This is a genomic window from Verrucomicrobiia bacterium, assembly GCA_036268055.1.
Taxonomy (GTDB): domain Bacteria; phylum Verrucomicrobiota; class Verrucomicrobiia; order Limisphaerales; family Pedosphaeraceae; genus DATAUW01.
This window is the reverse complement of sequence record DATAUW010000005.1, coordinates 95,489-121,650: the sequence shown is the minus strand read 5'-3', so window position 1 is coordinate 121,650 and position 26,162 is coordinate 95,489. Positions and strand designations below refer to the sequence as shown.

29 protein-coding genes are annotated in these 26,162 nt (G+C 55.9%); 20 read left to right on the top strand and 9 right to left on the bottom strand.

The features are described from left to right. Nucleotides 1–103: 103 nt before the first annotated feature. The 4 genes from VH413_02670 to VH413_02655 all read right to left on the bottom strand — a co-directional run bounded on the left by VH413_02670 (nt 104) and on the right by VH413_02655 (nt 4,247). Nucleotides 104–622, bottom strand: coding sequence for a GNAT family N-acetyltransferase (locus VH413_02670; GenBank protein ID HEX3797580.1), 519 nt, complete (start codon nt 620–622; stop codon nt 104–106). Between the two features lie 6 nt (nt 623–628). Continuing rightward, the gene (locus VH413_02665) at nt 629–1,225 is read right to left on the bottom strand and encodes a nuclear transport factor 2 family protein (GenBank protein ID HEX3797579.1); all 597 of its coding nucleotides are present in this window, start codon (nt 1,223–1,225) and stop codon (nt 629–631) included. Between the two features lie 60 nt (nt 1,226–1,285). Beyond that, on the bottom strand, nt 1,286–2,413 hold the full coding sequence (locus tag VH413_02660) for a L,D-transpeptidase (protein ID HEX3797578.1): 1,128 nt from the start codon (nt 2,411–2,413) through the stop codon (nt 1,286–1,288). A gap of 313 nt (nt 2,414–2,726) precedes the next feature. After that, nucleotides 2,727–4,247, bottom strand: coding sequence for a mechanosensitive ion channel family protein (locus VH413_02655; protein ID HEX3797577.1), 1,521 nt, complete (start codon nt 4,245–4,247; stop codon nt 2,727–2,729). Between the two features lie 148 nt (nt 4,248–4,395). Here VH413_02655 and VH413_02650 point away from each other — a divergent pair, with 148 nt between their 5' ends. Both VH413_02650 and VH413_02645 read left to right on the top strand, forming a co-directional pair. Beyond that, nucleotides 4,396–5,151, top strand: a complete 756-nt coding sequence (locus VH413_02650; protein HEX3797576.1) for an ABC transporter ATP-binding protein — start codon at nt 4,396–4,398, stop codon at nt 5,149–5,151. A gap of 4 nt (nt 5,152–5,155) precedes the next feature. Further along, nucleotides 5,156–6,895, top strand: a complete 1,740-nt coding sequence (locus VH413_02645) for a hypothetical protein (protein HEX3797575.1) — start codon at nt 5,156–5,158, stop codon at nt 6,893–6,895. 17 nt (nt 6,896–6,912) lie between these two features. Here the strand turns inward: VH413_02645 and VH413_02640 are convergent, their stop codons facing one another. The 3 genes from VH413_02640 to VH413_02630 are packed head-to-tail and all read right to left on the bottom strand — an operon-like array spanning nt 6,913 to nt 10,293. After that, nucleotides 6,913–7,539: a hypothetical protein gene (locus VH413_02640; GenBank protein HEX3797574.1), complete on the bottom strand. Its 627-nt coding sequence runs from the start codon at nt 7,537–7,539 to the stop codon at nt 6,913–6,915. A 21-nt stretch (nt 7,540–7,560) separates the two neighbouring features. After that, nucleotides 7,561–8,895, bottom strand: coding sequence for a (Fe-S)-binding protein (locus VH413_02635; GenBank protein ID HEX3797573.1), 1,335 nt, complete (start codon nt 8,893–8,895; stop codon nt 7,561–7,563). Nucleotides 8,896–8,910: 15 nt separating this feature from the next. Beyond that, entirely contained in the window at nt 8,911–10,293 is a 1,383-nt protein-coding gene (locus VH413_02630; protein ID HEX3797572.1) for an FAD-linked oxidase C-terminal domain-containing protein, read from the bottom strand. A gap of 355 nt (nt 10,294–10,648) precedes the next feature. On the opposite strand from VH413_02630, the gene VH413_02625 reads away from it, so the two are divergent. Beyond that, nucleotides 10,649–11,023, top strand: a complete 375-nt coding sequence (locus VH413_02625) for a prepilin-type N-terminal cleavage/methylation domain-containing protein (GenBank protein HEX3797571.1) — start codon at nt 10,649–10,651, stop codon at nt 11,021–11,023. Nucleotides 11,024–11,095: 72 nt separating this feature from the next. On the opposite strand, the gene VH413_02620 is transcribed toward VH413_02625, so the two are convergent. Then, nucleotides 11,096–11,374, bottom strand: a complete 279-nt coding sequence (locus VH413_02620; protein HEX3797570.1) for a hypothetical protein — start codon at nt 11,372–11,374, stop codon at nt 11,096–11,098. A gap of 162 nt (nt 11,375–11,536) precedes the next feature. Between VH413_02620 and VH413_02615 the strand changes: the two genes are divergently transcribed. The 10 genes from VH413_02615 (at nt 11,537) to VH413_02570 (ending at nt 20,339) form a co-directional block, all read left to right on the top strand. Further along, a complete protein-coding gene (locus VH413_02615; protein HEX3797569.1) occupies nt 11,537–12,313 on the top strand; it encodes a YIP1 family protein in 777 nt (258 codons plus the stop codon). 2 nt (nt 12,314–12,315) lie between these two features. Further along, nucleotides 12,316–13,617, top strand: coding sequence for an efflux RND transporter periplasmic adaptor subunit (locus tag VH413_02610; GenBank protein HEX3797568.1), 1,302 nt, complete (start codon nt 12,316–12,318; stop codon nt 13,615–13,617). 2 nt (nt 13,618–13,619) lie between these two features. Continuing rightward, on the top strand, nt 13,620–14,303 hold the full coding sequence (locus VH413_02605; protein HEX3797567.1) for an ABC transporter ATP-binding protein: 684 nt from the start codon (nt 13,620–13,622) through the stop codon (nt 14,301–14,303). After that, on the top strand, nt 14,300–15,532 hold the full coding sequence (locus VH413_02600; protein ID HEX3797566.1) for an ABC transporter permease: 1,233 nt from the start codon (nt 14,300–14,302) through the stop codon (nt 15,530–15,532). The genes VH413_02605 and VH413_02600 overlap by 4 nt, the downstream gene beginning before the upstream one ends. 13 nt (nt 15,533–15,545) lie before the next feature. Next, on the top strand, nt 15,546–16,805 hold the full coding sequence (locus VH413_02595; protein ID HEX3797565.1) for an ABC transporter permease: 1,260 nt from the start codon (nt 15,546–15,548) through the stop codon (nt 16,803–16,805). 96 nt (nt 16,806–16,901) lie between these two features. Next, a complete protein-coding gene (locus VH413_02590; protein ID HEX3797564.1) occupies nt 16,902–17,090 on the top strand; it encodes a hypothetical protein in 189 nt (62 codons plus the stop codon). A gap of 55 nt (nt 17,091–17,145) precedes the next feature. Then, nucleotides 17,146–17,343, top strand: coding sequence for a type II toxin-antitoxin system RelE/ParE family toxin (locus tag VH413_02585; protein ID HEX3797563.1), 198 nt, complete (start codon nt 17,146–17,148; stop codon nt 17,341–17,343). Between the two features lie 5 nt (nt 17,344–17,348). Beyond that, on the top strand, nt 17,349–18,704 hold the full coding sequence (miaB, locus tag VH413_02580; protein HEX3797562.1) for a tRNA (N6-isopentenyl adenosine(37)-C2)-methylthiotransferase MiaB: 1,356 nt from the start codon (nt 17,349–17,351) through the stop codon (nt 18,702–18,704). 72 nt (nt 18,705–18,776) lie between these two features. After that, nucleotides 18,777–19,331, top strand: coding sequence for a hypothetical protein (locus tag VH413_02575; GenBank protein ID HEX3797561.1), 555 nt, complete (start codon nt 18,777–18,779; stop codon nt 19,329–19,331). A 75-nt stretch (nt 19,332–19,406) separates the two neighbouring features. Next, nucleotides 19,407–20,339 (top strand): glycosyltransferase family 9 protein, encoded by a 933-nt coding sequence (locus VH413_02570; GenBank protein HEX3797560.1) that lies wholly within the window; start codon nt 19,407–19,409, stop codon nt 20,337–20,339. 38 nt (nt 20,340–20,377) lie between these two features. Here VH413_02570 and VH413_02565 read toward each other — a convergent pair whose 3' ends face one another. After that, a complete protein-coding gene (locus VH413_02565; GenBank protein HEX3797559.1) occupies nt 20,378–21,310 on the bottom strand; it encodes a DeoR/GlpR family DNA-binding transcription regulator in 933 nt (310 codons plus the stop codon). 88 nt (nt 21,311–21,398) lie between these two features. Between VH413_02565 and VH413_02560 the strand changes: the two genes are divergently transcribed. From VH413_02560 to VH413_02530, 7 genes are read left to right on the top strand one after another with little or no spacing between them, the layout of a single operon-like run. After that, entirely contained in the window at nt 21,399–22,076 is a 678-nt protein-coding gene (locus VH413_02560; protein HEX3797558.1) for a phosphate propanoyltransferase, read from the top strand. A 36-nt stretch (nt 22,077–22,112) separates the two neighbouring features. Next, a complete protein-coding gene (locus VH413_02555; GenBank protein HEX3797557.1) occupies nt 22,113–22,403 on the top strand; it encodes a BMC domain-containing protein in 291 nt (96 codons plus the stop codon). 24 nt (nt 22,404–22,427) lie between these two features. After that, a complete protein-coding gene (locus VH413_02550) occupies nt 22,428–22,706 on the top strand; it encodes a BMC domain-containing protein (protein HEX3797556.1) in 279 nt (92 codons plus the stop codon). Nucleotides 22,707–22,757: 51 nt separating this feature from the next. After that, the gene (locus VH413_02545; GenBank protein ID HEX3797555.1) at nt 22,758–24,002 is read left to right on the top strand and encodes an acetate kinase; all 1,245 of its coding nucleotides are present in this window, start codon (nt 22,758–22,760) and stop codon (nt 24,000–24,002) included. A 4-nt stretch (nt 24,003–24,006) separates the two neighbouring features. Beyond that, nucleotides 24,007–24,291 (top strand): BMC domain-containing protein, encoded by a 285-nt coding sequence (locus VH413_02540; GenBank protein HEX3797554.1) that lies wholly within the window; start codon nt 24,007–24,009, stop codon nt 24,289–24,291. A 39-nt stretch (nt 24,292–24,330) separates the two neighbouring features. Then, nucleotides 24,331–24,642 carry a EutN/CcmL family microcompartment protein gene (locus VH413_02535; protein HEX3797553.1) on the top strand — a complete coding sequence of 104 codons (312 nt, stop codon included), beginning with the start codon at nt 24,331–24,333 and terminating at the stop codon, nt 24,640–24,642. Nucleotides 24,643–24,654: 12 nt separating this feature from the next. Beyond that, complete coding sequence (locus tag VH413_02530; protein HEX3797552.1) at nt 24,655–26,160, top strand: aldehyde dehydrogenase family protein; 1,506 nt, start codon at nt 24,655–24,657, stop codon at nt 26,158–26,160. Nucleotides 26,161–26,162 lie beyond the last annotated feature (2 nt).

Below are 26,162 nucleotides of genomic sequence, written 5' to 3'. Positions count from 1 at the left end.
GCTGAAATGGAAATCCGACAAAATTGGGGGTGGATTTTTGAGTCGTGGGCAATTTTGACGTGGCAAGGGCAAAAGAACGGCGCGGCACAGAGTGGTGCCGGCTTTATTCTTCGTTCGGATGGGCCGGGGTTGTCAAAATGAGCTGATAAAATTCCAGGTCCAGCCAGCGTCCGAATTTGAATCCAGCCTGCTTGATGCTGGCGCAGTGCGAAAAACCGGCGCTCTGGTGGAGGCGAATGCTGGCCGCATTGCTTGAGTCAATGCCTCCAATCAGCATGTGATAATCCTGGCATTGCGCGGTTTGGATTATTTCTTCGAGCAAAAGTTTTCCGAGGCCGAGGCCGCGTTTGTCTTTGCGGATGTAGATTGAATGCTCGGCGGAATATTTGTACGCGGGAAATGCTCGGAAAGATCCATAGCTTGAGAAACCGGCAAGTTCGCCACTGTCGTCGAAGATGCCGAGCACGGGAAAATTTCCGCGGCTCTTGGTTTCAAACCATGCTTCCATGGTTTTCATGGTGCGGGGTTTGTAGTCGTATAGCGCGGTGGAGTTCGCGATGGCTTCGTTGAAAATCGCGAGTATTTCCGGCGCGTGTTCGAAATGGCACTTCGCGATCACCATGAACGATTACAAGCGCTTTTTGATGAAACGAATCTCCGCGCCGAGCACGGGGATTTTTTCGTAGATGAAGGCGGCGCCGTCGAAATAATCCTGATGGAAAATAACCTTGCCGTCCTGGCCGAAACGCACGTGGCTGATGCCGGTGGTGCGGCTGGCGGGTTTGTCCTGCGCGTCGCGATGCAGTTTCACGGACATGATCCAGCGGAAATAATAATTGCCGTCGTGTTCGCTCACATCGAGCCATTGCATGGAAAATTCGGCCACGGCGGAACTGCCGCGCAACAGGTACGCCTCAAATTCCTTTTCGTCGTGGATTTCCTTGAACGGGTCGCGGAAGTAAAGATCCTGAGCATAGACCAATTTCGTGTTGTTGATGATGTTGTTTGTGGAGAAATCGGAATTGAAAGTCTTAAATTGCTCGATGGCTTTTTGCTCGGCTGCGGAACCTTTTTCCAACCGGCCTACCTTTGATACATCGGTCGCGGCGAGCGCCTGCTCAGTGTAAACGACCGGGTTCAATTTCTTCGGAGCTGAAGCACAACCGGCCGCGAAGCACGAAAAAATCAAAGCAAAATAAACCGGGAGGCAGTTAGGTTGGTTCATGCGGTTGATTACATAACATATCAGGCCGTCACGATTCAATGTCCGTATTCGCGCGGCGCGTTAATTGACGACATAGACTGGTGTTCCCACGCGCACGATACGCACGAGATATTCCGCGTTCCAATTCGCCAGGCGGAAGCATCCGTGCGATTCCGTGCGACCCACTTCTTCGGGATGCGGAGTGCCGTGCATGCCGTAACCGGGCCGGTCGAGTCCGATCCAGGCGACGCCGACGGGATTGTTCGGACCGGGCGGCAGGATGAGTTTGCGCTTGATCAATTTGGCTTCCGCGGATTCGGGGAACACTTCGGGATCAAACGTGTAATTCGGATTCGGCGCGATGACTTCGACATGCAGCAAACCGATGGGGCGTTTTTCGACGCGCCGCGCGATGCTGCACGGGAAATGCACGAGCAGGTTGGTTTGCGAATCAAAAGCCTCGAGCGTTTTTGCGGCGAGATGAATCGTAATCCACGCGGCGGGATCGGGGTTTTCCGGGAAGGCAGCGTTGGGAACTTGCACCATCGTGCCGGCGACGACGTTGCTCCAGTTGATGCCCGGATTCAAATGCCGGATCAGGTTGGGATGCGCAAAACTTTTTTCGGCGACGAGTTCGAGAATATTTTCAAAGTCGAGGGCGGTTTGCTGGGATTTGCCGAGCCAAGTGGGGGCAATGGGTTGCAAGCGCGCGAGATCATTGCTGGTGATCGTGTAGGTGGTGAGCGGCGGTTCTTCGAGGGCGAGTTTGGTTTTGGTGGCGGCGTCCAGCACGCCGGTCATCGGCAAGCCTTCCTGTTTTTGAAACGCGGCCAGCGCCGCGTGCGTTTGCGAGCCGAGCGCGCCATCGAGCGAGCCTGAAGAAATACCCTGGCCGATCAATGCGACTTGCGCTTCAAAGACATCATGCACTGGACGGGGAAATTGGCCGTTGGAGATAACGGTGTTGGTGGTGGCCGTTGAGCCCGGAGAAATATTTTTTTGTTTGGGCGATGAGGAATTAGCGAGGCGAATGACATTCGTGACGGGCGGGAGTTTGGTGGCGACGATTTTATTTGAGGCGCGGCGCGGATTGTTTTTGGCGGGCTGCCACCAAAGCCAGCCGAGCGCGGCAAGGAAGACAATGACTAAAAGCCAGTATATCGGATGACTCTTTTTCGGAGAGTTGGGCAGGCGATATTTGGTCGGCACGGGAAAAGTTTAGCGGTGCGCGGACATGGATGAAATATGAATTTCTGGGGCGGCGACATTAGCTAGGATCACATCCCCGGTAAATCGTTTAAACTATATCAGCGCCCTGAAAGGGCGCGGGAAAATCATGGCCTCAACGCATTTAAGTCATATTTGTGGTGAGATCCGCCGTCCCTGACGGGGCGGATTATTTTGTTTGGATGTCCTTCCGGGGATGCTATCCCCGGCTAATGCCCGGCAACCCTCCGGGTTGCAAGAAACTGAGATGCGCCCTGACCAGCAGCTCTGCCCTGCGCTGGGTTTAGCGAACGCTTTAGAGTTCGAAGAACACCTTCAATTTATCCATGAAGGTATTCGTGTAAATGATTTGGGTGGCGGTGACTTCTTCGGGGGTGTTGGCGGCGACGATGCCTTCGGTGTGCATTTGCCGGGTGGCGAGCAAGTCGCCCAGCTTCTCGAGCAGTTCGGGATTTTCCTTGAGGTTGCGCGCGAGAACCGGCTTGCCGATCTCGACGACTTCACAATCGGTATGCGCCAGGATGGTCGCGCTGCGCCGTTCGCCGGTCAGCAGGGACATTTCTCCGAAGCAATCCCCGCTGCGCAAACTCGCCACATGCACGGGAGTGTTATTGGTTTGGACGACGACGTTCGCCTCGCCGGAGACGAGGATGAACATGGATTCGCCTTCGTCGCCTTGCTCGATCAATTTTTCGCCGCGGCCGAAGTGCACCAATTTTCCGCGCGGCAGCAGGCCGTCGAGTTGCTCGTCGGTGAGCGTCTTGAACAGGGGATGCTGCCGCAGGATGATGCGCGCGGTCGTCTGGATTTCCTCTTCTTTTTTGCGCGCGGGTCGCTCGACCTGGACGGTGCGGATGGGAAAGGGAATGCGAATGCCGTGGCGCTGGAAGCTGTACCAAATATTTGTGCGGATGGCATCGCAGGTATCATCGTAGTGGTCGTGGTTATCCATCCAGAACTTGACTTCGTATTCGACGGCGTAGTCGGCGAAGTTCTTGAGAAAAACACTGGGCCGATGCTCGGGTGAAACGCCCTTGGCGTTCGATGTGGCGTGCAGCAGGACATCTTTCACGCGCGTGGGCGGCGCGGCATAATCCACGGACACTGACAGGCGCATCGCGTGTAAACGATGCGGCAGATTCAAATTGACGATGACCGACTTGGACATGTCGAGGTTCGGAATGTCCACGGAGACATCGTCCACCGTGCGCAGACGGGTGGAACGCCAGTTGATGTCAATCACCTGCGCGTATTTGTTGTCCACGAAGAGCCAGTCGCCGTCCTTGAAATTCTTCCCGAATTGCAGCGCGAGGCCGGCGATGATATTGCCGAGGAGGTTTTGCATCGCGAGACCGGCGACGACGGCAAGCACGCTGGGCGCGATGACGAGGCCCTCGATATGCTTGTTGTAGCCGAACCGAATGATCACGACGAGGCTGATAAGGATGATGCAGAGCGTGACGACCTCGCTGACGAACTTGGGAATTTTTACGCGGTGCTTTTGCCGGAAATACAAATCCCAGATGTAACGATCAATGAGTGAAATGATAAAAATAGCGCCGAGAATGCAGACCAGCGCAAACAATTCGCGGTGGTATTCATACTCCTGCCCATGCCAGGTGTAGGTCAGCTTCCAATCGAAGAGGTCCGCGAGAAAATAGATCGCGATGCAGAAGGAAAAAAGATGATAGGACCAATTCAGCCGGACGCCGTGGCTGCGTTTGAGCCAGCGGCCAAATAATAGCATGAGGCAATACAGCCCCGGCAGGGACAGCAGCGCGATCAAATCATTAGCCGCGGTTGGTAATTGGACCATGCGCGGCGGATTATAGCGATTTTACGCGGCAGCACAATAGCGAGGGTGATTTATCAGGACGCGGGAACTGCATCGGCGAGGCAACGCAACGGTCCGGAAGAAATTATCGGCTCGCACTCGCGGGAAGCATGCGGTAGGGTCGGCGCACATGAACCTGGCCATTGAGACGAAAGGGCTGACACGGAGGTTTGGATCAGTTTGCGCGGTGGACGGACTTGACCTCCAAGTTGAGCGGGGAAAATTCTACGGCTTTCTCGGCCCCAACGGCGCGGGCAAATCCACGACCATCAAAATGCTGACGGGCTTGCTCGCGCCTACGGACGGCGCGATGACGATTCTCGGAGGCGATGCGCGTGATGTTAAAAAGGCGCGGGAAATCAAGCGCCGCATCGGCGTGGTGCCGGAAAATCTGGCGTTGTTCGAAAACCTGACGGCGCGCGAATATCTTACTTTCGTCGGCCGCATGTATCTTTTGCCCAAGGTGATCGTGCGCGAGCGTTCGGAAGAATTGCTGCGCATCATGAGCCTGGAAAACGAAGAGAAGAAGCTCACGATGGAATATTCCCACGGCATGAAGAAAAAACTCGCGCTGGCGGCCGCGCTGATTCCCCATCCCGAACTGCTGTTTCTCGACGAACCGTTTGAGGGCGTGGACGCAGTGGCTTCGCGGGTGTTGCGCGACGTGTTGAAACAATGCGTTGAGCGCGGCGCGACGGTTTTTCTCACGTCGCACGTGCTGGAGATTGTGGAGAAACTTTGCACGGACGTGGGCATCATCGCGAAGGGCAAACTGGTTTATCAGGGAACGATGGAACGCGCGCGCGAGGGAGGGTCGCTGGAGGAAATGTTCATCAAGGCGGTGGGCGGCGATCAGCACGAGAGCCAAAAATTAAGCTGGCTATGATTTCATGAACTGGAACCAACTCAGCACGATCCTCTGGCTGCGCTGGCGGTTGACGCGAAATCAATTCGCCCGCGCCGGAAAATTCAACGCCGTGCTCGCCATCATCGGGGTGGTCTTCATGGTGTGCCTGATCATCGGCGCAGGGATCGGTGGATTCATTGGGGGAATGACTGGTCTGCCCGAATTGTCGCCGACGGCTACGATGCTGGCGTGGGACAGTATCGTTTGCGTGTTTCTCTTTTTCTGGATGCTGGGAGTGCTGGTCGAGTTGCAACGCTCGGAGAGCATTGACCTGGCGCGCATGCTGCATTTGCCGGTTTCCTTGGCGGGAATTTTTGTGATGAATTTCGTGGCGTCGCATTTCACGCTGGGCATCATTTTTTTCCTGCCGATGCTGATAGGGCTGTGCGCGGGGTTGGTGTGGGCCAAGGGAATGATAATGCTCCTGCTTTTTCCGCTGATGTTCAGTTTCATTTTTCTGGTATCGGCCTGGACGTATTGCCTGCGCGGCTGGTTGATAAGCCTGATGGTCAACCCGCGCCGACGCCGCACGGTGATGGGCATGCTCACGCTTGCCATCGTGCTCGCCGGTCAACTGCCGAATCTCTACATCCATTTCTTTCTGCCAAAACACATGAAGCAAATGGAGCAGAAAATACACGATGCTCCCGCGCAGGCAAATGGAGCGGCGAAATGGGAACAGGCGGTGCCGGAGGGATTGACCGCCGCTCAGGATTATGTGCCGGTGTTCTGGCTGCCACGCGGCGCGATGGGCCTGGCTACGGGAGATGTCCTGCCCGCGATGCTGGGAACGGCGGCGGGCTTTCTTTTGGGCATCGCGGGGCTGGCGCGGGCGTATCGTTCGACGGTTCGCTTTTATCGCGGTCAGGACACGAGCGGTACCGTGCAAGCGAAGCCGCTGGAGAAAAAGACGGGTATCACGCGCGGCAATTTCCTGGAGCGCGATTTGCCGTTCGTTGCCGAAGAATCGGCCGGGATGGCGCTGGCATTTTTCCGATCGCTCACGCGCGCGCCGGAAGTGCGAATCACGCTTTTCAGCAATTTTGTTTTGCTGCTGGTTTTTGTGCCGATGATGCTGTTCAGATTTTCACAGACGGCGAGTGAAACCGCGCGACTGTTTTATGCGACCGGCGCGGTGGGATTTACGTTTTTCGGTATGCTGCCGCTCATGTTCAATGTCTTTGGTTATGACCGGGACGGATTTCGTTCGCTGGTTTTGTCACCGGCGGCGCGAAAAAATGTTTTGCTCGCGAAAAATATTTCAATGATGCCGATTGTCTTCGGCCTGGGCGGCGGCATGCTGGTGGTGTTTACGGTAATGGTTCATTTGGGGGGGATGGCGGTGGCGGCGAGCGTGCTGAAATTGGGCGCGGTTTTCATTTTAATGTGCATAGCGGGCAACTGGATTTCAATTTGCGTGCCGTACCGCATCACCGCCGGTTCGCTGAAACCAACCAAGCCGCCGATCAAGGTGGTGCTGTTGATGATGCTGACCCAGATGTTGTATCCGCTGGTGATGCTGCCGATTTTCCTGGCGCCGCTGCTCGGATTTTTGTCTTCAAAAATGGGCTGGTGGCCGGGGCCGCTGGTGGATGGAATCGTCTCAGCGGGTTTGCTGGGTATCGCAATGTTGCTCTACGTGCTCACGTTCAACAGCCTGGGCGAATTGCTGGAGCAACGCGAGCAGCGCATTCTGCTGACGGTCACGCGAGAGGGCGAGTAAGCCGAAACCACTTTGCGTCACCAGCGCCGCAGGGCGTTCGAGTTGCGCATGATCAGATAAACGGAGATAAAAATTCCCGCGATCGCGACGAGGACGGCGATGGCGATGCCCACCCATTTTGCGGTTCGCGCGCGCTGCAAGAGCTGTTCGGTGCGCTGGCGTTCCTCCTGGTTGAGCGCGGAAAAATCGGTGGCGAGCGAGGCTTGCAACGCGTCCTCATCGCGCAAGGGGAGCGTGAGCCAATCGGAGGTTTGCAAGGCCCAATGCTGCGGCAGTTTCTTGAGCACTTCAGACGGCGCGGGCTGGAAGCCATTGGTTTTCCAGAAGGGCGCGGTCTCGCTGGTCCACAGGCGCACGAGCCCATGATTGGCGGCCACGGATTGCATGCGTTCCCAAAGCAGGTCGCGAAAAATATTAGCGTGGGAAAAATCGTGGAAGGCTTCGCTGTGAAGGCGTCCGTAGCGGTTGACAATTTCGATGCCGAGCGCGCCGGCGATGCCGCCGTCGTCCGACTCGACCAACTGGAATTCGGTGAGATGGCGTTCGAGATCGGCGGTGGGAAAATTCATCGCCGACCAGAGCGCGAGTAAATGGGGAAGGTCATCCACAGTGGCGCGGCGCACACGGTAGTTGGATGAACTCATGCGGCAGAAATATAATTGATGTTACGATGGCGACTGGCGATAGGCCTCGGCGAGCAGCGTGATTGGATGAGCGACGCGCAGCGGAAGATTTTCGCGTTTGGCGCCATTGATGATTTGCAGGAGGCAGCCGGGATTGGCGGTGGCGACAATCTTCACGCGCGTCGAACGGATGTGTTTCATCTTGCGGTCGAGCAGGTCATTCGCCATCTCCGGCTGGATCAAATTGTAAATGCCCGCGCTGCCGCAACACCAGGTGCTTTCTGGCAACTCAACGAGTTTGAGATTGGGAATCGCGCGCAAAACCTGGCGCGGTTGCGCGGTGATTTTTTGGCCGTGGCAAAGATGGCAGGCCTCGTGGTACGTGACGACTTGCGGCGGCGCGGCATTGTTCGCGACCGGCGCGATGCCGATATGCGCGAGCCATTCGTGGATGTCCTTCAATTTGTCATCCCACAAATGCGCGCGCTTTTCATAGGCGGGATCGCCCGCGAGCAATTTGGCGTAATGCTTGAGGTGCGATCCGCAACCGGCGGCATTGGTGATGATGGCGTCGAATTTTTCCGGCGGAAATTGATTAATCTGTTTGCGCGCGAGTTGTTGGGCGAGTTCCCATTCGCCATTGTGCGCGTGCAGCGAGCCGCAGCAAAGTTGTTCGGGCGGCGTGACGACTTCACAGCCGTTGCGAGCGAGGACTTCGACGGTGTCGCGGTTCACGTCGCTAAAAATCAGATCCTGCGCGCAGCCGGTAAGCATCGCGACGCGATATTTTTTGGGGCCAACGGGCGGCGTGACGGGACTGATCAATTCGTCGGAAAATTTCGACTGGATCGCGGGCGTCATCACTTCGAGTTCGCGCAGGCGTTTGGGAAATAGATGCAGCACGCCGCTTTTGCGAACAAGCGTTTGCAAACCGAGTTGTTGATACAGGCGCATTGCCGCGCCGACCCATTGCAAGCGGCGCTGGTCCATGAAAAGCCATTCCAAAGTGAACTTGCGAATCGCGGTGCGCCGGGGCGCGTTCAGCACGCCGCTTTGCTCGGCCTCGGCGCGGGCGTGCTCGAAAAGCTCGGCGTAATTCACCCCGGCAGGGCAGGCGGTCATGCACGCGAGGCAGCCGAGACAGAAATACATTTCGTCGGCGAAGGCGGCGGTGGGTTCAAGGCGGTCATCGGCGATGGCGCGCATGAGCGCGATGCGTCCGCGCGGGCTATTGCGCTCGATCTTGGTGGCATCGTAGGTGGGGCAGGTGGGCAGGCACAAGCCGCAGTGCATACATTGTTGAACGACCGAGTAATCGAGGTCTTTCAAATGCGAGTGCGCGCCGGGTGGCCGGGGCGATGGCGAAGTGGTGGGCATGAAATAGAACGGCGATTAATCGAACATTTTGCCGGGGTTGAGAATGCCGTTGGGATCGAGCGCGCGGCGAAGTTCGCGAAGGACCCGCATCTGCGCATCGCCCAGGAAACCGGGAAGAAAAGATTTTTTCGCAAGACCAATGCCGTGTTCGCCGGTGATCGTGCCGCCGAGGCGAATGGCTTCGGCGAAAATTTCCTTGAAGGCTTCTTCGATGCGATGCATTTCGGCGTGATTGCGTTCGTCGGTTAAAAATGTGGGGTGCAAATTGCCGTCGCCCATGTGCCCGAACGTGCCGATCTTGAGGTCGTATTTTTTCGCGATGGCGGCGACGAAACGGATCATGCGCGCCAGTTCACTGCGGGGCACGGTGGCATCTTCGAGGATGGTAGTGGGCGCGACGCGGGCGAGCGCGGAAAAAGCGGAACGGCGCGCGCTGGCGAGTTTGTTGGCTTCGGTTTCGTCCTGGGCAACGCGAACTTCGAGACAGCCGCAATCCCGGCAGCATTTTTCCATGCGCGTGGCTTCATCGGCGACGACCGCCGGGTGACCGTCGGTTTCCATGAGCAGTAATGCCTCGCAATCGAGCGGCAAGCCAATCTTCGCATAATCCTCGACGCAATGAATCGTCATGCGGTCGAGAAATTCAAGCGTGCACGGAATGATCTGCGCCGCGATGATCGCAGAGACAGCCTCGGCCGCGTGATCCATTTGCGAGAAGGTGGCGACCATCGTTTTCTTCGCCGTCGGTTTGGGAATGAGCCGCAACAAAACTTTTGTGATCACGCCGAGCGTGCCTTCCGAGCCGATGAACAAATCCTTGAGCGAATAACCCGCCACATCCTTCACGCATTTATTTCCCAGCCACATGACTTCGCCGTTCGGCAAAACCACTTCCATGCCCATGACGTAATTGCGCGTCACACCATATTTCAAGCCGCGCAAACCGCCGGAATTTTCCGCGACGTTCCCGCCGATGGTGGAAATTTTCATCGAGCCCGGGTCGGGTGGGTAAAATAAATTTGCGTCTGTCGCGGCATCGGCGATGCGCAAGGTTGTCACACCCGGCTCGGTCAGCAACGTGAGATTCGCGCGATCAAGCTCGAGGATTTTATCCATGCGCACGGTACAAAGGACGATGCAATCGCGGTTCGGCAAACTCCCGCCGCTCAAGCCCGTGCCTGATCCGCGGGTGACGACGGACAACTTAGCTTCATTGGCGAGCTTCACTACCGCCACGACGTGCGCCGTGGACAAAGCGAACACCACGCAACCGGGCATCTGCTGGAGCGCGGCGGTCCCGTCAAAGGAATAAGGAATGAGGTCTTCGCGTTCGGTCAGGACGTTTTCGCGTCCGACAATTTGGCGGAGCGTGGACAGGATATTTTCGCCAAGCGGCATATATAATAGTGATGCAAAGATGTTCGAGGGAGCGATTCGGGTCAAGAACTGACGAAGTAATGGGACAAAAGTATCAACGGCGGTCAATCAAAAACTGTCTCACAAGAAGACACCGCCGGTGATTTCGAGACACACGGGACGGCCACATTTGGCAGCTTACCGGCAAAATATAGCGAAACCAAAGATTTGCAGTTAGCAAGATTGTAGGCATCAGAAGAAGTACGGACGGCATTTCGCATGCTTATATGCAGGCGCGGTTGACATTCGGCAAATTTTGAACAATCGCTCGTAATCATAATAATACTAATAACTGCCGATTGTCGTGTTCAGGCCGCTAGTGAAAGTACAAGCAGTTATGAAAAATAAGTCCAAAAAAATGGGCTTCACGCTGATTGAAATCATGATCGTAGTGGCCATCATCGGTCTGCTCGCCGCGATTGCGATTCCCAACTTCGTGCATGCCCGCACAAACTCGCAGCAAAACGCTTGCATCTATAACCTCCGCCAGATTGATGGCGCGAAACAAAATTGGGGTCTCGACAATCATACGGACACCACCAGCACTCCAGCCTCCAGCGCCATCCAAATGTATATGGGTCGTGGTTCCAACGGCGGATTGCCGTTCTGCCCGGCAGATACCAGTTCCTCGTTCACCACGAGTTACAGCATTAATACGCTGGGAGCGCCCCCGACGTGCCAGGTCGTTCCAGACTTGCACGTTTATAATTAAGCGACACACCCAATACTTTGAAGCCGTCATCGCAAGGTGGCGGCTTCTTTTTTTTTTTGCGGATTGAGGCGGTCAACGCTCCCGGTCGCGAGCGCGTTCACGATGGCGGCGGCGGCGGCCCATTTCCTTTTTGAACTGCTGGGAGAAAAGTGAAATACTTTTGAAAAAGCCCCGTTCCGCTGACCGGTGATGTGTGCCGCGGCCCGGTTTCTTCCGGTCCGCACGCTTGCGCAAGATGGCGTCAATGACGACCACCAGCACAAACACCGCGCCGATCCCCCCGGCGATTCCGAGGACGAGCGCGCCATTCATGCTGTTGAGCAGGCCAACAGGATTTACGAAATCTTCCATTGAAATAATTTGGCTCTAATGAATTCAACGGCCTTTCCGCAGCCATGTCAATGGAATCTGCGGCAGGAACATGCCTTGACTTTCCCGCCGTATTTCGCCAAGTTGCACCTTGTAGTCGGTTAATGGAGGAAGGACAGAACGCAACAACAACATGATACTATTGTGACGACACCTGAAGAATTATCCGAAAGTCCCGAACTGAACGACGCGCCCCCGATGTCGCTGGCCGCGCGGTTGGCGAATATATTTGTCGCGCCGGGCGAGGTTTTTGACAGTGTCAAAGTAAGTCCGCCGGCGATGGCGAACTGGATCGTGCCGCTCTCGCTGTCCATTGTCGTCGCGTTCATCTATACGATGGTGGTCTTTTCGCAGCCGACAATCCTTCAGGCAATGCGCATGCCGGTGGAAAAGAAATTTCAGCAAATGGTGGACAGCGGCAAATTGACGCGCCAGCAGGCGGACCAACAACTGGAGATGGTCGAGAAATTTATGAGCGAACAGGTGCTCAAAATCTTCGGCATCCTTGGCAGCGCGATTATGCTGCCGATAGTTTTGTTTGTGATGGCGCTGGTGGTTTGGCTCGTCGGAAAATATGCGTTAGGTGGGAATTTTCCTTATATGAAAGCCGTGGAGGCAGTTGGCCTGGCCAGTACTGTGACGATCCCCTGCGGATTGCTCGCCATGTTACTGGCAGTCATCTATGGGAACATTGGCATGACCGCCAGCCCCATATTGTTAGTCGGCCATTTCGACAGCGCCAGCCGGCTTGATCGTGTGCTTTCGACCTTGGACATCGGTTCGATTTGGTCGCTGACGGTATTATCCATTGCGCTATCGCGATTCACCGGAAGAAGTTTTGTCGTATCGGCAATTTGGGGTTTTGGCATCTGGGCGGTGATCCGCGTAGGGCCCGCAGTAATTTTTGGAGGAGGACAATAATAATGGCGAAAGTCAAATCTCGGAAGGGCAGAAAAATAATCGTTTTTTCAGTAATAGTGCTGGTGCTCGCGGCGGTCACCGCAGTTGCCATTGTGAAGAAAAAAGAAGTCGTCATCGGCATACAAAAGGAAAAAGTCACGCGCCGGAATATAACGGAATTGGTCGTGGCCAACGGAAAAATCCAGCCGGTGACCCAGGTCAAGATCAGCCCCGAAGTCAGCGGTGAGATTTTGGAGTTGCCCTACAAAGAGGGCGAGGATGTCAAGAAAGGCGATTTGCTGGTGAGCATCCGGCCGGATAATTATGTGGCTACTCGCAATTCATCGCTGGCGAATTATAAATATTCACTCGCCAATTCCAACAATGCAGCGGCGAGTTTGGAAAAAGCGCTGCTGGAATATCAGCGCAACCAGGAACTTTACAAAACGAAGTTGATTTCCGATTCCGATTATCTGACCGCCAAAACGGCCTACGATGTGGCGAAGGCGACCTTGGACGGCGCCGTCGAACAAGTCGGCATGGCGGCGGCTTCACTTCAATCTGCCGAGTCCGATTTGTCGAAGACGAAAATATTTTCGCCGCTCGCGGGACGGGTCACCAAGCTCGGCTCGCAAGTGGGCGAACGCGTCGTCGGCACGGCCATGATGGCCGGCACCGAAATCATGACTGTCTCGGACTTGAGCGAAATTGAGGCGCGCGTGGACATCGGCGAGGACGACGTGGTGCTGATCGCCGTCGGCCAGAAAGCGCGGCTGGAAGTGGACGCGTTCAAGGACCGCAAATTTGAAGGCATCGTCACGGACATCGCCAACTCCGCCAAAAACAATGACACCAGCACGACGGCGGCCAGCTCGACCAGCAGTCAGGAAGCCACGAAGTTCCAAGTGAAAATTCGCGTCAAGGCGAAGGAATTATTTTTACCCGGCATGTCCGTTACCGCGGAAATCGAAACACGCTCACGCACGAATGTTCTCACGATTCCCATTCAATGCGTCACCACGCGCGTGCCCAAGGCGGGCGATACCAATTTAGTTTCGCTCGCGAGCACGAATGAAGTCAAAAAGAAATTCGACGAACCCGCGAAGGCAGTGGAGGTGGTGTTCGTCGTGAATGGCGACCGGGTTAAAGCCACTCCGGTGAAGCGCGGCATCAGTGATGAGAATTATGTCGAGATCACACAGGGTTTGACCGAAGGCCAGGAAGTCGTGACCGGCAGCTACCGCGCGATCAATCGCGATTTGGAGGACGGCAAAAAAGTGATCGTCGCGCCAAAAACTGAAACCGCCAAGACTGGCGGAAGTTAGCCATGAGCCTGATCCGGCTGCAAAATATCACCCGCCGCTATCAGATGGGCGCGGAGACCATCCATGCCTTGCGCGATGTGTCGCTTGAAATCCAGCGCGGCGAATATGTGGCGATCATGGGGCCGTCCGGTTCGGGAAAATCCACCTTGATGAATCTGCTCGGCTGTCTCGATACGCCGACCTCGGGCCTTTACGAATTGAACGGCACGAACGTGAGCGAGATGGACGAAAATGAACTCGCCGAAATCCGCAATCGCGAAATCGGTTTTGTTTTTCAGACGTTCAATTTGTTGCCGCGCTCGAACGCCTTGCGCAATGTCGAGTTGCCGTTGATCTATTCGGGAATGGATTCGGGCGAACGCCGGCAGGCGGCGTTGGATTGTCTCGCCAGCGTGGGCCTTGCCGATCGCGTGCATCATAAGCCGAACGAAATGTCCGGCGGCCAGCGTCAACGTGTCGCCATCGCCCGGGCGCTGGTGAATAATCCTTCAATCATTCTCGCCGACGAACCCACCGGCAATCTCGATTCCAAAACCGGTGACGAAATCATGACGCTGTTGCAGGCGCTCTCGGACAAAGGCAACACGATTTTCGTGGTCACGCATGAGGAAGACGTCGCCCGCCACGCGCGCCGCATCATCCGCATCCGCGATGGCTTGATCGCCAGCGACGAACCGAACCGATGAACTTCTTCACTGAATTGAAGGAGGGACTGGCCATCGCGTGGGATGCGATTCGCGCAAACAAAATGCGTTCGCTGCTGACGACGCTCGGCATCATCATCGGCATCGTCACGGTGACGTTGATGGGCACGGCGATTGACAGCATGAACAAGGCGTTCCATAAAAATATCGCCGTCATCGGCGTGGACACACTGTTCGTGAATCGCATCGGCTGGATCATGAATTCAGAAGTGGATTGGCAGAAGATGTTGCGGCGCCCGTCCATCACTCGCGAGCAGGCGCGGGCGGTGGAAACCCAAATGACCGGTGTACGCGGAGTGGCGCCGCGCGTGGACATCACCCAGACGGTTCGTTACAAGGACAAGACTGCGTCTGGAGTGCATGTCATCGGCACGACTGACCAGTTTCTGGCGATCAGCAGTTTTTCCATTGGCGAGGGACGATTTATTTCTCCAGCCGAGGCGCAAGGCGGACGGCCGGTCTGTATTATCGGGCTCGACGTGGCGACGAATTTTTTTGCGACGGAATCGCCGTTGGGCAAGACGTTGCGAATAGGCGCGCGCAAGCTGGAAGTCATCGGCGTGTTGGAAAAGCAGGGGACCTTTCTCGGTCTCGAGAGCCTGGATAACGAAGTCATCATTCCCGTTCAGCAACTCATGATTGGTTACTGGCGCGACCCGGATTTCTCGATCCAGGCGAAGGTGAACAACGTGGCGGAAATGGACAATGAGGAGGAAGAGTTGCGCGGCATCATGCGCAAGGTACGGCACATCGCGCCGGGCGAGCCCGATGATTTCACCATCAATCGCCAGGAACAATTCGTGAGCCTGTTCAATAGTGTGGCGGGCACGATCGCGGCGGTGGGATTGGTCATCACGGGTTTGTCGCTGTTTGTCGGCGGGATTGGCATCATGAATATCATGTTCGTCTCGGTGGCGGAACGCACCCGCGAGATCGGCGTGCGCAAAGCCATCGGCGCGAAGCGCCGGACGATACTGCTGCAATTTTTGATCGAGGCGGCGACGATCTGTTTGCTCGGCGGACTCGTGGGACTGGTGCTCACGTACGGAGCGACGTTGGCGATTTCGCAACTGCTAATTGAAATGAACATGTCGCTGCCGATAATGGGACTGGCGATTTTGGTTTCATTGTTGACTGGAGTGGTTTCGGGATTTTTGCCGGCCTGGCGCGCGGCACGGATGGACCCGGTGGAGGCATTGCGCAATGAGTAACGAAAATTCGCCCATGAGTTCGCGGAAGAAATCGTTCGGTGTTTTCCAAGCCGAGTTGAAAGAAAGTTTTTTCATGGCGGCGAATTCGCTGGCGGTGCACAAGCTTCGCTCAGCGTTGACGTTGCTTGGAGTTCTGGTGGGCGTGTTCTCGATCATCGTCGTGATGACCACCATGCGCGCGATGCAGCATTTCATTGAGACCAACCTGCATCAGCTTGGCGGCGAAACCTTCGTCGTGCAAAAATGGCCGGGCTTCACGGTGAAAGATTCCGCGAAGTATCGCCGGCGAAAAGACATCACCTTGCAGCAGGGCCGCGAACTCCAAAAACGCGCCACGCTGGCGCGTTACATCGGACTGGAAGCGGGCTTTGAGCCTGACGAAATCACTTCGGTGCATGGCAAGGCCGCGCCGAATTTTTCCATGCTGGGCGAAACGCCGGGAAGTTTTGCCACGCAGAACTGGACGATTGACGACGGCCGCATCTTGCGCGATTCGGACGTGGACGACGCGCGAAACGTGTGCGTGCTCGGCAGCAAAATGGCGAAAGATTTATTTCCTTTCGGTTCGCCCGTGGATGAGGAAATCAAAATTGACAGCATCAAATATCGCGTTGTCGGCATGCTCGAAGAACGCGGCGCGATGCAGGGCGGCAACCAGGATAATTTCGTCATCGTACCGATCACGACGGCGTTGAATCGCTACGGCAGCCGCTGGCAGAGCATCAGCATCCTCGTCCAGGCGACCGACCACTCGACTTTTGAAGACACCCAGGATCAGGTGCGTTCGGCGTTGCGCACAATCCGGAAAGTGCAGCCGGGCGATGAAGATGATTTTGAAATCAATTCACCGGACTCGGTGATGGCATCCATCAATGCGTTCACCTTCGCCGTGCGCATGGGGGTGGCGGCGATCAGTTCCATCGCCCTGATCGCGGCGGGAATCGGCATCATGAACATCATGCTCGTGTCGGTAACCGAACGCACGCGCGAGATCGGCATCCGCCGCGCCATCGGCGCGAAGAAGCGTAACATCATGACGCAATTTATTTTGGAAGCGGTGGTGTTGTGCGAAGTCGGCGGCATCATCGGCGTGATCCTCGGCGTGGCCGGCGGAGACATCGGCGCACACCTGATGCACATGCCGCCGGTGATTCCTTTTGACTGGGTTTTCCTGGGACTCTTTATTTGCTCGCTGGTAGGAATTATTTTTGGAACCTATCCGGCTTACAAAGCGGCGAATCTGGATCCGATCGAATCATTACGGTACGAATAACCCGCCAATGTCAAAAATGGCCGAAAACCAGCGAAAAATCTAATGCTTTTGTACAAGAAACTTGATTTCGGGGCATCTTTGTTCTAACGTCAAGCCGTGAGCACAGTACAGGAAATCGAGCGCGCCATCCAACAATTATCCAAGTTGGAGATGCGCGAAATCCATGATTGGCTGGAGAATTTCATGGAAGATCAACTCGAGTTGAAAGAAGAATTCAAGGGGCAGATCGAAACCTCCGAACGTGAAATGACCGAGGGTAAACGCCCCCGGCTTCGCCAGTCGTGAGCCGGGCGCTTCAAGTCTATTTTTCTGGATTCGATTCCACGTTTTACAAACTCCCTTGGAAATCCAGCGCCGCATTGAAAATCGAATTGATGAAATGGGCGCGCGTCTCGAAAACTTTTCTCATTATCGGATGACGGGAAGCGACCGCTATAGACTGCGGGTGGGAGATTATCGAGTCATTTACAAATTCGATACCGCGAAACGGGAAATTTATTTATTGGCGTTGGGCCATCGTCGTGAGATTTATCGGTGAGCATTATGCCCAGTGTTTTTATCAAGACCTACGGATGCCAGATGAACGAGCGCGACTCGGAAGCCGTCGCCGCGCAGCTCGTGGCGAAGGGCTACACTCTCGCGCCATCGGAGGCGCGCGCGGACGTGATTCTGCTGAACACTTGCAGCGTGCGCGATGCGGCGGAGCAAAAGGCCATCGGCAAGATGCAAAACCTCGCCGCTGACGTGCGCAAGAACCGGCCAAATGTCGTGCTTGGTTTCATGGGTTGCATGGCGCAGAGCCGCGGACAGCAGTTAATTGATAAACTGCCCGACGTGGACCTCGTCATCGGCACGCAAAAATTTCATCGCGCCGCGGATTACATTGACGACCTGCTTGCCGGACGCCGTGACAAAGTTGTGGACGTCGCCGAAGAAGCCGGCAGCGAGGCCGCGATCAAGGAGCATATCCTCGATGGCAATACCTCGGCGAAATCCGTGACCGGTTTCGTGAGCATCATGCAAGGCTGCAATCAATATTGCACCTTCTGTATCGTGCCTTACACGCGCGGTGAAGAACGCAGCCGCAGCATCGAAGGCATCGTCGCCGAATGCCGCGAATTGGTTTCGCGCGGCGTAAAAGAAATTACGCTGCTCGGTCAAATCGTAACGAGTTACGGCAAGCGCGATATTCCGTTGAAGAATGGCAAAAGCGCGTTTGTGCAGTTGCTCGAGGCGGTGCATGCGATTGAAGGCTTGGAACGCATTCGATTTACCTCACCGCATCCGAAAGGTTACGGCGAGGATTTGGTCGCGGCTTATGGAGAATTGCCCAAGCTGGTCGAGAGCGCGCATTTGCCATTGCAGAGCGGGAGCGACCGCCTGTTGAAAATCATGCACCGCGGTTACACGAGCGAACGCTTCGCGGGCATCATCGAAAAATTACGCCACGTGCGTCCCGGCATGGGCATCACCACGGACATCATCGTGGGCTTTCCTGGTGAGACCGAAGAAGATTTCGAAGCCACGCTTTCACTCGCGCGCCAAATCGAATTCGATAACGCTTTCATTTTCAAATATTCGCCGCGCAAAGACACTCCGGCCGCGGAAATGGACGGCCAGTTGCCCCTGGAAATCAAAGAGGAACGCAACGCGCGCCTGTTGAATCTGATCAATGAAATCGGGGCGCGGCATTATGACAGTTATGTTGGGCAACAGACGGAAATTCTCGTCGAAGGCCGCAGCAAAAAAAATCCGGCGACGATGATGGGCCGTACGCGCTGTAACAAAATCGTGGTTTTCGACGGCGCGGAGCGGCATCGCGGTCAACTGATGGACGTGAAAATAAATCGCACCGGCTCATTCACGCTTTACGGCGACCCGGCCATCCTCAACCTGTGAGCAAAAAAGAACTTTTCGTATCGGCAAGATGGTTTAGCGTTAGGCGCTGGTCTGGAAATTAAGGATTAGATTATGGAATTGAAGCTTTCGACGTTGGCGGTGTTGCTGGGACTGGGTCTTGCCGTGCCGCAAATTTATGGCGTGCTGAAACCGGCGGCGTTCGCGGTGAGCGTGCGGAGATTTCCGCGGTCGCTGCCGTGGGGAATTGCGCTGATGTTGCTGGGCACAGGCTGGTTCGTGTGGTATCTCAACCAGGAATCCATTTCTGATTTTGCGGTGTATAAACCAATTCTGCTGGTGGGCTTCGCCGGTGTGGGAATCGCTTCGTGTTTCTTCGTGCAGGACTTTTTGGCGGTGCGCGGTCTGGCGGTCGTTCTATTGTTGCTGGCGAAATTAATGGTGGACACCGCGCGCTGGGTGGACACCGAATGGCGGCTGGTCGTCATCACGTGGGCATACGCTCTGGTGATCGCGGGCTTCTGGTTCACGCTTTATCCGTGGCATCTGCGCGATGCGCTGAATTGGTCCACGGCGAATGACCAGCGCACGCGGATGTTAAGCGCGGCGCGGCTGGCGTTCGGTTTGTTCGTCGCCGTGCTTGGCGTGACAGTTTATCGGAACTCGTGACGTGGCCGGTCCAGGCCGCCGGAATTTTTCTCGTGCCCGCGCTGGCCCGATGCCACTTCCTGTGTATATTTCCTCGTGACCAAATTGCAGGCAAAGATACTTGTCATCCGCGGCGGCGCCATCGGGGATTTCATCCTGACGCTCCCGGCGATGGCTGCCTTGCGCCAGCAATTTCCCCACACTGAACTCGAAGTCCTTGGCTACCCGCACATTGCCCAACTTGCCCTCGCGGGCGGTTTGGCCCGCCGCGTACAATCCATTGAGGCTCGCGCGCTCGCCGGTTTTTTTGCGCGCAATGGCGATCTTTCGCAAGACTTGGCGGATTATTTTTCGGAATTCGATCTGATCATCTCGTATCTCTACGACCCTGATCAAATTTTCAAAACCAACGTCCGCCGCTGCAGCCAGGCGCAATTCATCACCGCGCCGCATCGTCCCGATGAAAATGTTCCGGTTCACGCGACGGAAGTTTTTCTCAAGCCGCTTGAACAACTTGCCATTTTTCAGGCCGACGCCACCCCGCGCCTCGAAGTGGAAAAAGCATTCGAGACCACGGCGGGCAGCGGACGCTGGCTTGCGGTGCATCCTGGTAGCGGCAGCGAAAAAAAGAATTGGCCTACCGCGAAATGGCTGGAGTTGTTGCGCGAATTGATCAAGACCACCACGCTGCATTTATTACTTGTCGGTGGAGAAGCGGAGCGTGGCCGGTTGGAGGAATTGGCCGCCGTCCTTCCGCCGACTCGCATCAAACTCATGCGCAACGCCCCTTTGTCCGAACTGGCAAAATGGCTCGCGGCGTGCGTGGGATTTGTCGGGCATGATTCGGGAATTTCTCATCTCGCAGCGGCGGTGAGATTGCCGTCGTTGATTTTGTGGGGCGATACGGTTGAAGAAATATGGCGTCCGCGCGCGCAGGAAATGACCATTTTGCGGGACTCGCAAGGGTTGGAACATCTCTCGGTGGCGGTGGTCATGCGTAATCTCGAGGAGTTGCTGGATCGCGCGTGAAGCGAAAAATTCCGTTCGCAAAATTTAACGAAACTCTGTCAATCCCACCCCATGCGGCTGTCGCTGGATTCAGGAGCTGGGTCAGAAATATTTTTTTCAGTCGCTGGAGCAGGGCGCGGAGCATTAATCGGCGTGAGCTTTTTTAAAGGCGACGCGCGTTTGGGAATTGGAGCAGGGGAGGGAACATCCGGCATGGAAATGGGGCTGATGGCTTGGGGAGCTACGATTACTTCGAGTCCGCGATTTCGCAACGCCTGGACGAGGTCGGGCGGCGCACCAGCATCGGTGACAACACAATCAATGATTGAGAGATCGCAAAGATGCGCCACCGAGCGGCGTCCGAATTTCGTGTGGTCGAGGCAAAAAATCACCTTGCTCGCCGCCCGAATCATCGCCTGCTGAATATCAATGAGCAGCGCGTGAGAATTAGTGATGCCATCGAGCGTGATGCCGCCGCCGCTCATGATGGCGACATCGGCATTGATTTTCGTGAAGGCATCCACCGCGAGCGGTCCCACCAAGACGCCAAGGCGCGGATAAATCACCCCACCGCTGACCATGACTTCGATGTGTTGTGACGAGGCGAAAAGATTCGCGACGGGAAGGGAATTGGTGATGACGTGGAGCGCATGGTCTTCGAGATGTTGCGCGGCGTGAAAGACCGTGGTGCCGGAATCAATAATCACGCTCTGCCCGGGCGGAATGAGGTTCGCACAAGCAAGGCCAATCGCCTCTTTTTCCGGGAGTTGCAGCGTGTCGCGCAGGGAAAAGACGAATTCATTCGATTGCGGATTGATTAATCGCGCTCCGCCATGGGTTCGGCGCACATTTCCAGCGGTTTCCAAAGCTGTGACATCACGGCGAACGGTTGAAATGGATGTATCTACGTGCCTGGCAAGCTCTTCGAGAGACGCGAATTCAGCCTTTTGAAGATATTCTTCAATTCGTTTTTGGCGCTCTTCGGCCTTCATTTCAATCATTATGGAAGATATTGATAGATATTGCAAGATTTTTATTGACGACTTGGTTAATCTTGGTAGATATAGTTCAGAATACGTTATGAGTTTGGATACACGCAATGTCCATCGCGCGGTGGTCGAACACATGGTTCGGCAACTGGTTTACGACCGGTTGGGTAAAACTTTGCCCCGTCAGGCTACCGGCACCGATCCGCTCGTGGTAAATATCAGTGCGCGACATTGCCACCTGACGCAGGAAGCGGTCGAGGTATTGTTTGGCAAAGGCCATCAGTTGCAGCCACACAAATGGCTTTATCAGGAGGGGCAATTCGCGGCGAAAGAAACGCTGACGCTCATCGGGCCGCGCAGCCGGGTCATTTCCAATCTTCGCATTCTCGGTCCGTGCCGCAATTTTAATCAGATCGAACTCGCCTATACCGACGCCATTGCGCTCGGGTTCGATATTCCCTTGCGGCCGTCGGGAAACATCGCGGGCACGCCAGGTTGCATGCTGATGGGGCCAGAAGGATTTTTTGAAATGAAGGAAGGCGTGATCCGCGCGGCGCGGCACGTTCACATGAGCCCGGCGAACGCGGAATTTTATCGCGTGAAAAATGGCGACCGGATGCGGCTGAAGATCGGCGGGCCGTGCGCGATCAGCCTGGATGAATTGCTCGTGCGGGTGGACAAGAGTTTCAAGCTCGAGGTCCACATTGACACGGACGAAGGCAATGCCTGTGATCTTCAGCCAAATACTCCCTGCGAATTAACGAAATAATTTAACTCTTAAATCTAAAACAAAACCAAAATAATTATGAGCGAAGCAATCGGCATGATCGAAACCAAGGGCTTTACCGCCAGCGTCGAAGCGACCGACGCGATGGCCAAGGCCGCGAACATCACTATTTCCCGAACCGTCCCCATCGGCGGCGGCTTAATCACCGTCATCTGCCGCGGCGACGTGGCGAGCGTGAAGGCGGCCGTGGACGCCGGTTCGAAGGCCGCGACCAAGACTGGCGAACTTGTGGCGTCGCACGTCATCGCGCGCCCGCACGAAGATTTGCTCAAGGGCTTTCTCGGTGAAGCGGCTGCGGCGAAAAAATAATTTCAACTCAACTCCAAAATCTATATGGCACAACAAGCAATCGGGATGATCGAGACTAAGGGGCTCTGCGCCTCGTTTGAAGCGGCTGATGCTGCGCTCAAGGCGGCGAATGTCACCTTCACGGGCTGGGAAAAAGTCGGCAGCGGCTATGTCACAGTGTTTTTTCGCGGCGATGTGGCGAGCGTAAAAGCGGCGACGGATGCCGGCGCGGCGGCAGCGGCGCAAGTCGGCCAGGTCGTGAGCGTGCAGGTGATTCCTCGTCCGCACGACGGATTGAGCGCATTGGGCAAGTGGCTGCAATAATTTGCGCGCAAACAATTCGACGGTCATAGATCGCCGCTACAGTAAAAAATTGTGAAGGTTCTCGTCGCCAATCTTGGAACGACCTCGCTGAAATGGCGGCTGTTCGATTTGTCGAATGGTCGCGAGCAGATGCTTCACAAGGGCGGTTTCGAGCGCGTGACGGATTATGTGAAGGCGATTGAGGAATGTCTCGCCGCTTTGCGCGACGCGGGCATGATCACCAGCGAACGCGACCTGGCGGGAATTGGTTTCAAGACGGTCGCGGCCAAGGGCGTGACAGGTTGCGTGCCACTCGACGAAAGAGTTTTGGAAGCGATGGCGGGTTATAACGGCATCGCACCGGCGCACAATCCGCCTTACATCACCGGCATCCGATTGTTTGCAAAGCGATTGCCCGGCGTGCCGCTGATCGGTTTGTTTGAGACGGCGTTTCATCAATACTCGCCCGAGGCGGTGCAGCGTTATGCGGTTCCGGAAGCGTGGCATCGCGCGGGCGTGCGGCGTCAGGGATTTCACGGCGCGAGCCATAAATTTATTGCCGAACGCAGCGCGCAACTGCTCGGCCGCGAAGATATCGCCCGGCGCGCACAAAATCTTTATCTCGACGATGGTGCGACCAAAATTTCCGGTCCTAATTTGCGCGTGATCTCATGCCACCTCGGCGGCAGTTCGAGTGTTTGCGCGATTTTGAATGGCGTCTCGATGGAGACGAGCATGGGGCTCAGTCCGCAATCCGGTTTGCCACAGAATAATCGCGTCGGAGATTTGGACAGCCTCGCAGTTCCGTTCGCGATGCAGGCGTTGAATATTTCGCTCGAAGAAGCCGAGCGGCAACTGTGCAAGGAATCGGGATTGAAAGGCTTGAGCGAAGTGTCAAATGACATTCGCGACGTCGGCGCGGCGGCGGCGCAAGGGAATGCGAAGGCGAAACTTGCGCTGGATGTTTTTGTGGCGAGCGCGCGGCATTGGATCGGCGCGAGCCTGGCGCAATTAAATGGCGCAGATGCGCTGGTGTTCACGGCGGGCATTGGTGAGAACGATGCGCTCGTGCGCTCGGCAGTTTGCGCGAACCTGGACCAGTTGGGCATCGAATTGGACGCGGCTTTGAATAGTCAGACGCGCGCGCAGGAAAAGGTTATCAGTTCGGCGAATTCGCGCGTGAAGATTTTGGTGATTCCGGCGAATGAAGAATTAGTTGTGGCGCGTGAAGTGAAGCGGTTGCTCGAAAAAGAAAATGCGCGAGCGCCGAAACAATTTGAAAGTGAATTTAAACCTCAACCATCAACAGTGAATTAAGATTATGGCACAACAAGCAATTGGATTAATCGAAACCCGCGGACTCGTCGCGCTGGTCGAAGCGACGGACGCGATGCTCAAGGCGGCGAACGTGGAACTGGCCGGCCCGATGACGCAAGTCGGCAACGCGCTCGTGACGGCAGTGGTCGTCGGCGACGTCGCGGCGGTGAAGGCGGCGACGGATGCCGGCGCGCAGGCGGTCAAGGCCATCAAGGGCGACCTCGTCAGCGTGCATGTCATCGCGCGCCCGCACAGCGAAGTCGAACAGGTTTTGCCCAAGAAAAAATAAACGGACCGTTCGCGAAGTTCGCGAGCGCCAAATAAAATTATGTTCCTGGCAAGAGTCGAAGGCACGGTGGTCTCCACGAAAAAAGACGCGGCGATGGGCGGCAGAAAACTGCTGCTGCTGCGTCCGCAACTCGTGGATGACAAGGACCCGACGAAATTTCGCCCGGGTATGAACACGATTGTCTCAGTGGACAGCGTGGGCGCGGGACTGGGTGAACTCGTTTTATTTTGCCAGGGCAGTTCCGCGCGGCTCGCGGCGGGGTTGAAGGAAGCGCCCGTGGACGCGGTGGTTATCGGCATCGTGGATGCCGTGGATGTTTTGGGAAAACAAATTTACAACGCGCGCACATAAGCGGAATCGAACATGAGCACAATCATAAATGAAGCGTTGGTGCGGGACGTGGTAGCCGAAGCGTTGGCGCGTTTGAATGGCGGCGCGATGGCGAGGCCGGCGCAAGCTGCGGCTCCCGCGAAAGCGGCCGAGCATGAATGCGGTTGCGGCGGCAAAGCGAAGAGCAGCGCGCCGGCCTTGCGCGGCAAGTACGGGGTTTTTCAGGACGCGAATGAAGCGTGCGCGGCGGCACAGGAATCGTTTCGCCAGTTGCAAGCGAAAGGCGTGGCGGCGCGGCGGAAAATTGAGGAGATCGTAAAATCGCTGGCGGAAAAAAACGCGGAGCAATGGGGCCGCATCGAATTTGATGAAACAAAAATCGGGCGGCTCGACCACAAAATCGAGAAGCTAAAAATCATCAAACTCGTGCCGGGTGTGGATTGGCTTCGACCCGATGCGCGCAGTGGTGATCACGGAATCACGCTGGAAGAATATACACCGTTTGGCGTCGTTGGAGCGGTGACACCGAGCACGCATTCCATTCCGACCTTGAGCGGCAATATTGTGAACATCGTCGCGGCGGGAAATGCGGTGGTGTTCAACGCGCATCCTTCGGCGGTGCGTTGCGCGGCGGTCGCCGTGCGCGCTTATAACGAAGCGATTTATCGCGAAACGGGCATTGAAAATATCGCGTGCCTGATCGAGAAGCCGACGATGGAAAGTTTCGCGGCGATCTGCAAACACGAAGCAATTCGCATCCTGCTCGTGACCGGCGGACCTGCCGTGGTGAAGGCGGCGATGCAAACCGGCAAGCGCGCGATTTGCGCGGGCCCAGGAAATCCGCCGGTGTACGTGGACGACACGGCGTGCATGAAACGCGCGGCCAAAGCCATTATCAGCGGCGCGGCGTACGACAATAATTTATTGTGCATTGGCGAGAAGGAAGTTTTCGCGCTAGACGGCATCGCCGGAAAATTGATGGGCGAAATGGAAAAGCACGGCGCAGTGAAACTGAATTCAGCGCAGCTCGACGCGCTAACGAAGGCGGCGTTTACTTTTAAAGAAGGACAAGGCGGCGGCTGCGCACACGCTTCGGTGAATCGCGATTTTATCGGCAAAGACCCGAGTGTGCTCGCCACAGCGGCGGGGGTGAATTTGCCGGCGGGAACGCAGTTATTATTCGCCGAGACGGACGCAAATCATCCGTTCGTTGTTGAAGAACAGATGATGCCTTTCCTGCCGATCGTGCGTGTGAAAAGTTTGGAGGAAGGCGTGCAAAGCTCGCTCGAAGCCGAGCATGGTTACAAACATACCGCGATCATTCATTCGCACGACATCGAAGCGATGACGGAAATGGGGCGCGCGCTCGATACGACGTTGTTCATCAAGAACGGGGCGAGCATGGCGGGACTGGGGCTGGGCGGGGAAGGCTATTTGAGCTATTCGATCGCCACGCCGACCGGTGAAGGTGTGACGAATCCGCGGACGTTCACGCGCACGCGGCGTTGCGTGATGGTGGATAACCTTAAAATTTACTGAGC

Excerpts from the sequence above, each read along its gene's own strand:
- VH413_02670 (HEX3797580.1), bottom strand. The coding sequence starts at position 622 with ATGGTGATCGCGAAGTGCCATTTCGAACACGCGCCGGAAATACTCGCG.
- VH413_02665 (HEX3797579.1), bottom strand. The coding sequence starts at position 1,225 with ATGAACCAACCTAACTGCCTCCCGGTTTATTTTGCTTTGATTTTTTCG.
- VH413_02655 (HEX3797577.1), bottom strand. The coding sequence starts at position 4,247 with ATGGTCCAATTACCAACCGCGGCTAATGATTTGATCGCGCTGCTGTCC.
- VH413_02650 (HEX3797576.1), top strand. The coding sequence starts at position 4,396 with ATGAACCTGGCCATTGAGACGAAAGGGCTGACACGGAGGTTTGGATCA.
- VH413_02645 (HEX3797575.1), top strand. The coding sequence starts at position 5,156 with ATGAACTGGAACCAACTCAGCACGATCCTCTGGCTGCGCTGGCGGTTG.
- VH413_02640 (HEX3797574.1), bottom strand. The coding sequence starts at position 7,539 with ATGAGTTCATCCAACTACCGTGTGCGCCGCGCCACTGTGGATGACCTT.
- VH413_02635 (HEX3797573.1), bottom strand. The coding sequence starts at position 8,895 with ATGCCCACCACTTCGCCATCGCCCCGGCCACCCGGCGCGCACTCGCAT.
- VH413_02630 (HEX3797572.1), bottom strand. The coding sequence starts at position 10,293 with ATGCCGCTTGGCGAAAATATCCTGTCCACGCTCCGCCAAATTGTCGGA.
- VH413_02625 (HEX3797571.1), top strand. The coding sequence starts at position 10,649 with ATGAAAAATAAGTCCAAAAAAATGGGCTTCACGCTGATTGAAATCATG.
- VH413_02620 (HEX3797570.1), bottom strand. The coding sequence starts at position 11,374 with ATGGAAGATTTCGTAAATCCTGTTGGCCTGCTCAACAGCATGAATGGC.
- VH413_02610 (HEX3797568.1), top strand. The coding sequence starts at position 12,316 with ATGGCGAAAGTCAAATCTCGGAAGGGCAGAAAAATAATCGTTTTTTCA.
- VH413_02605 (HEX3797567.1), top strand. The coding sequence starts at position 13,620 with ATGAGCCTGATCCGGCTGCAAAATATCACCCGCCGCTATCAGATGGGC.
- VH413_02600 (HEX3797566.1), top strand. The coding sequence starts at position 14,300 with ATGAACTTCTTCACTGAATTGAAGGAGGGACTGGCCATCGCGTGGGAT.
- VH413_02595 (HEX3797565.1), top strand. The coding sequence starts at position 15,546 with ATGAGTTCGCGGAAGAAATCGTTCGGTGTTTTCCAAGCCGAGTTGAAA.
- miaB (HEX3797562.1), top strand. The coding sequence starts at position 17,349 with ATGCCCAGTGTTTTTATCAAGACCTACGGATGCCAGATGAACGAGCGC.
- VH413_02575 (HEX3797561.1), top strand. The coding sequence starts at position 18,777 with ATGGAATTGAAGCTTTCGACGTTGGCGGTGTTGCTGGGACTGGGTCTT.
- VH413_02565 (HEX3797559.1), bottom strand. The coding sequence starts at position 21,310 with ATGAAGGCCGAAGAGCGCCAAAAACGAATTGAAGAATATCTTCAAAAG.
- VH413_02560 (HEX3797558.1), top strand. The coding sequence starts at position 21,399 with ATGAGTTTGGATACACGCAATGTCCATCGCGCGGTGGTCGAACACATG.
- VH413_02555 (HEX3797557.1), top strand. The coding sequence starts at position 22,113 with ATGAGCGAAGCAATCGGCATGATCGAAACCAAGGGCTTTACCGCCAGC.
- VH413_02550 (HEX3797556.1), top strand. The coding sequence starts at position 22,428 with ATGGCACAACAAGCAATCGGGATGATCGAGACTAAGGGGCTCTGCGCC.
- VH413_02540 (HEX3797554.1), top strand. The coding sequence starts at position 24,007 with ATGGCACAACAAGCAATTGGATTAATCGAAACCCGCGGACTCGTCGCG.
- VH413_02535 (HEX3797553.1), top strand. The coding sequence starts at position 24,331 with ATGTTCCTGGCAAGAGTCGAAGGCACGGTGGTCTCCACGAAAAAAGAC.
- VH413_02530 (HEX3797552.1), top strand. The coding sequence starts at position 24,655 with ATGAGCACAATCATAAATGAAGCGTTGGTGCGGGACGTGGTAGCCGAA.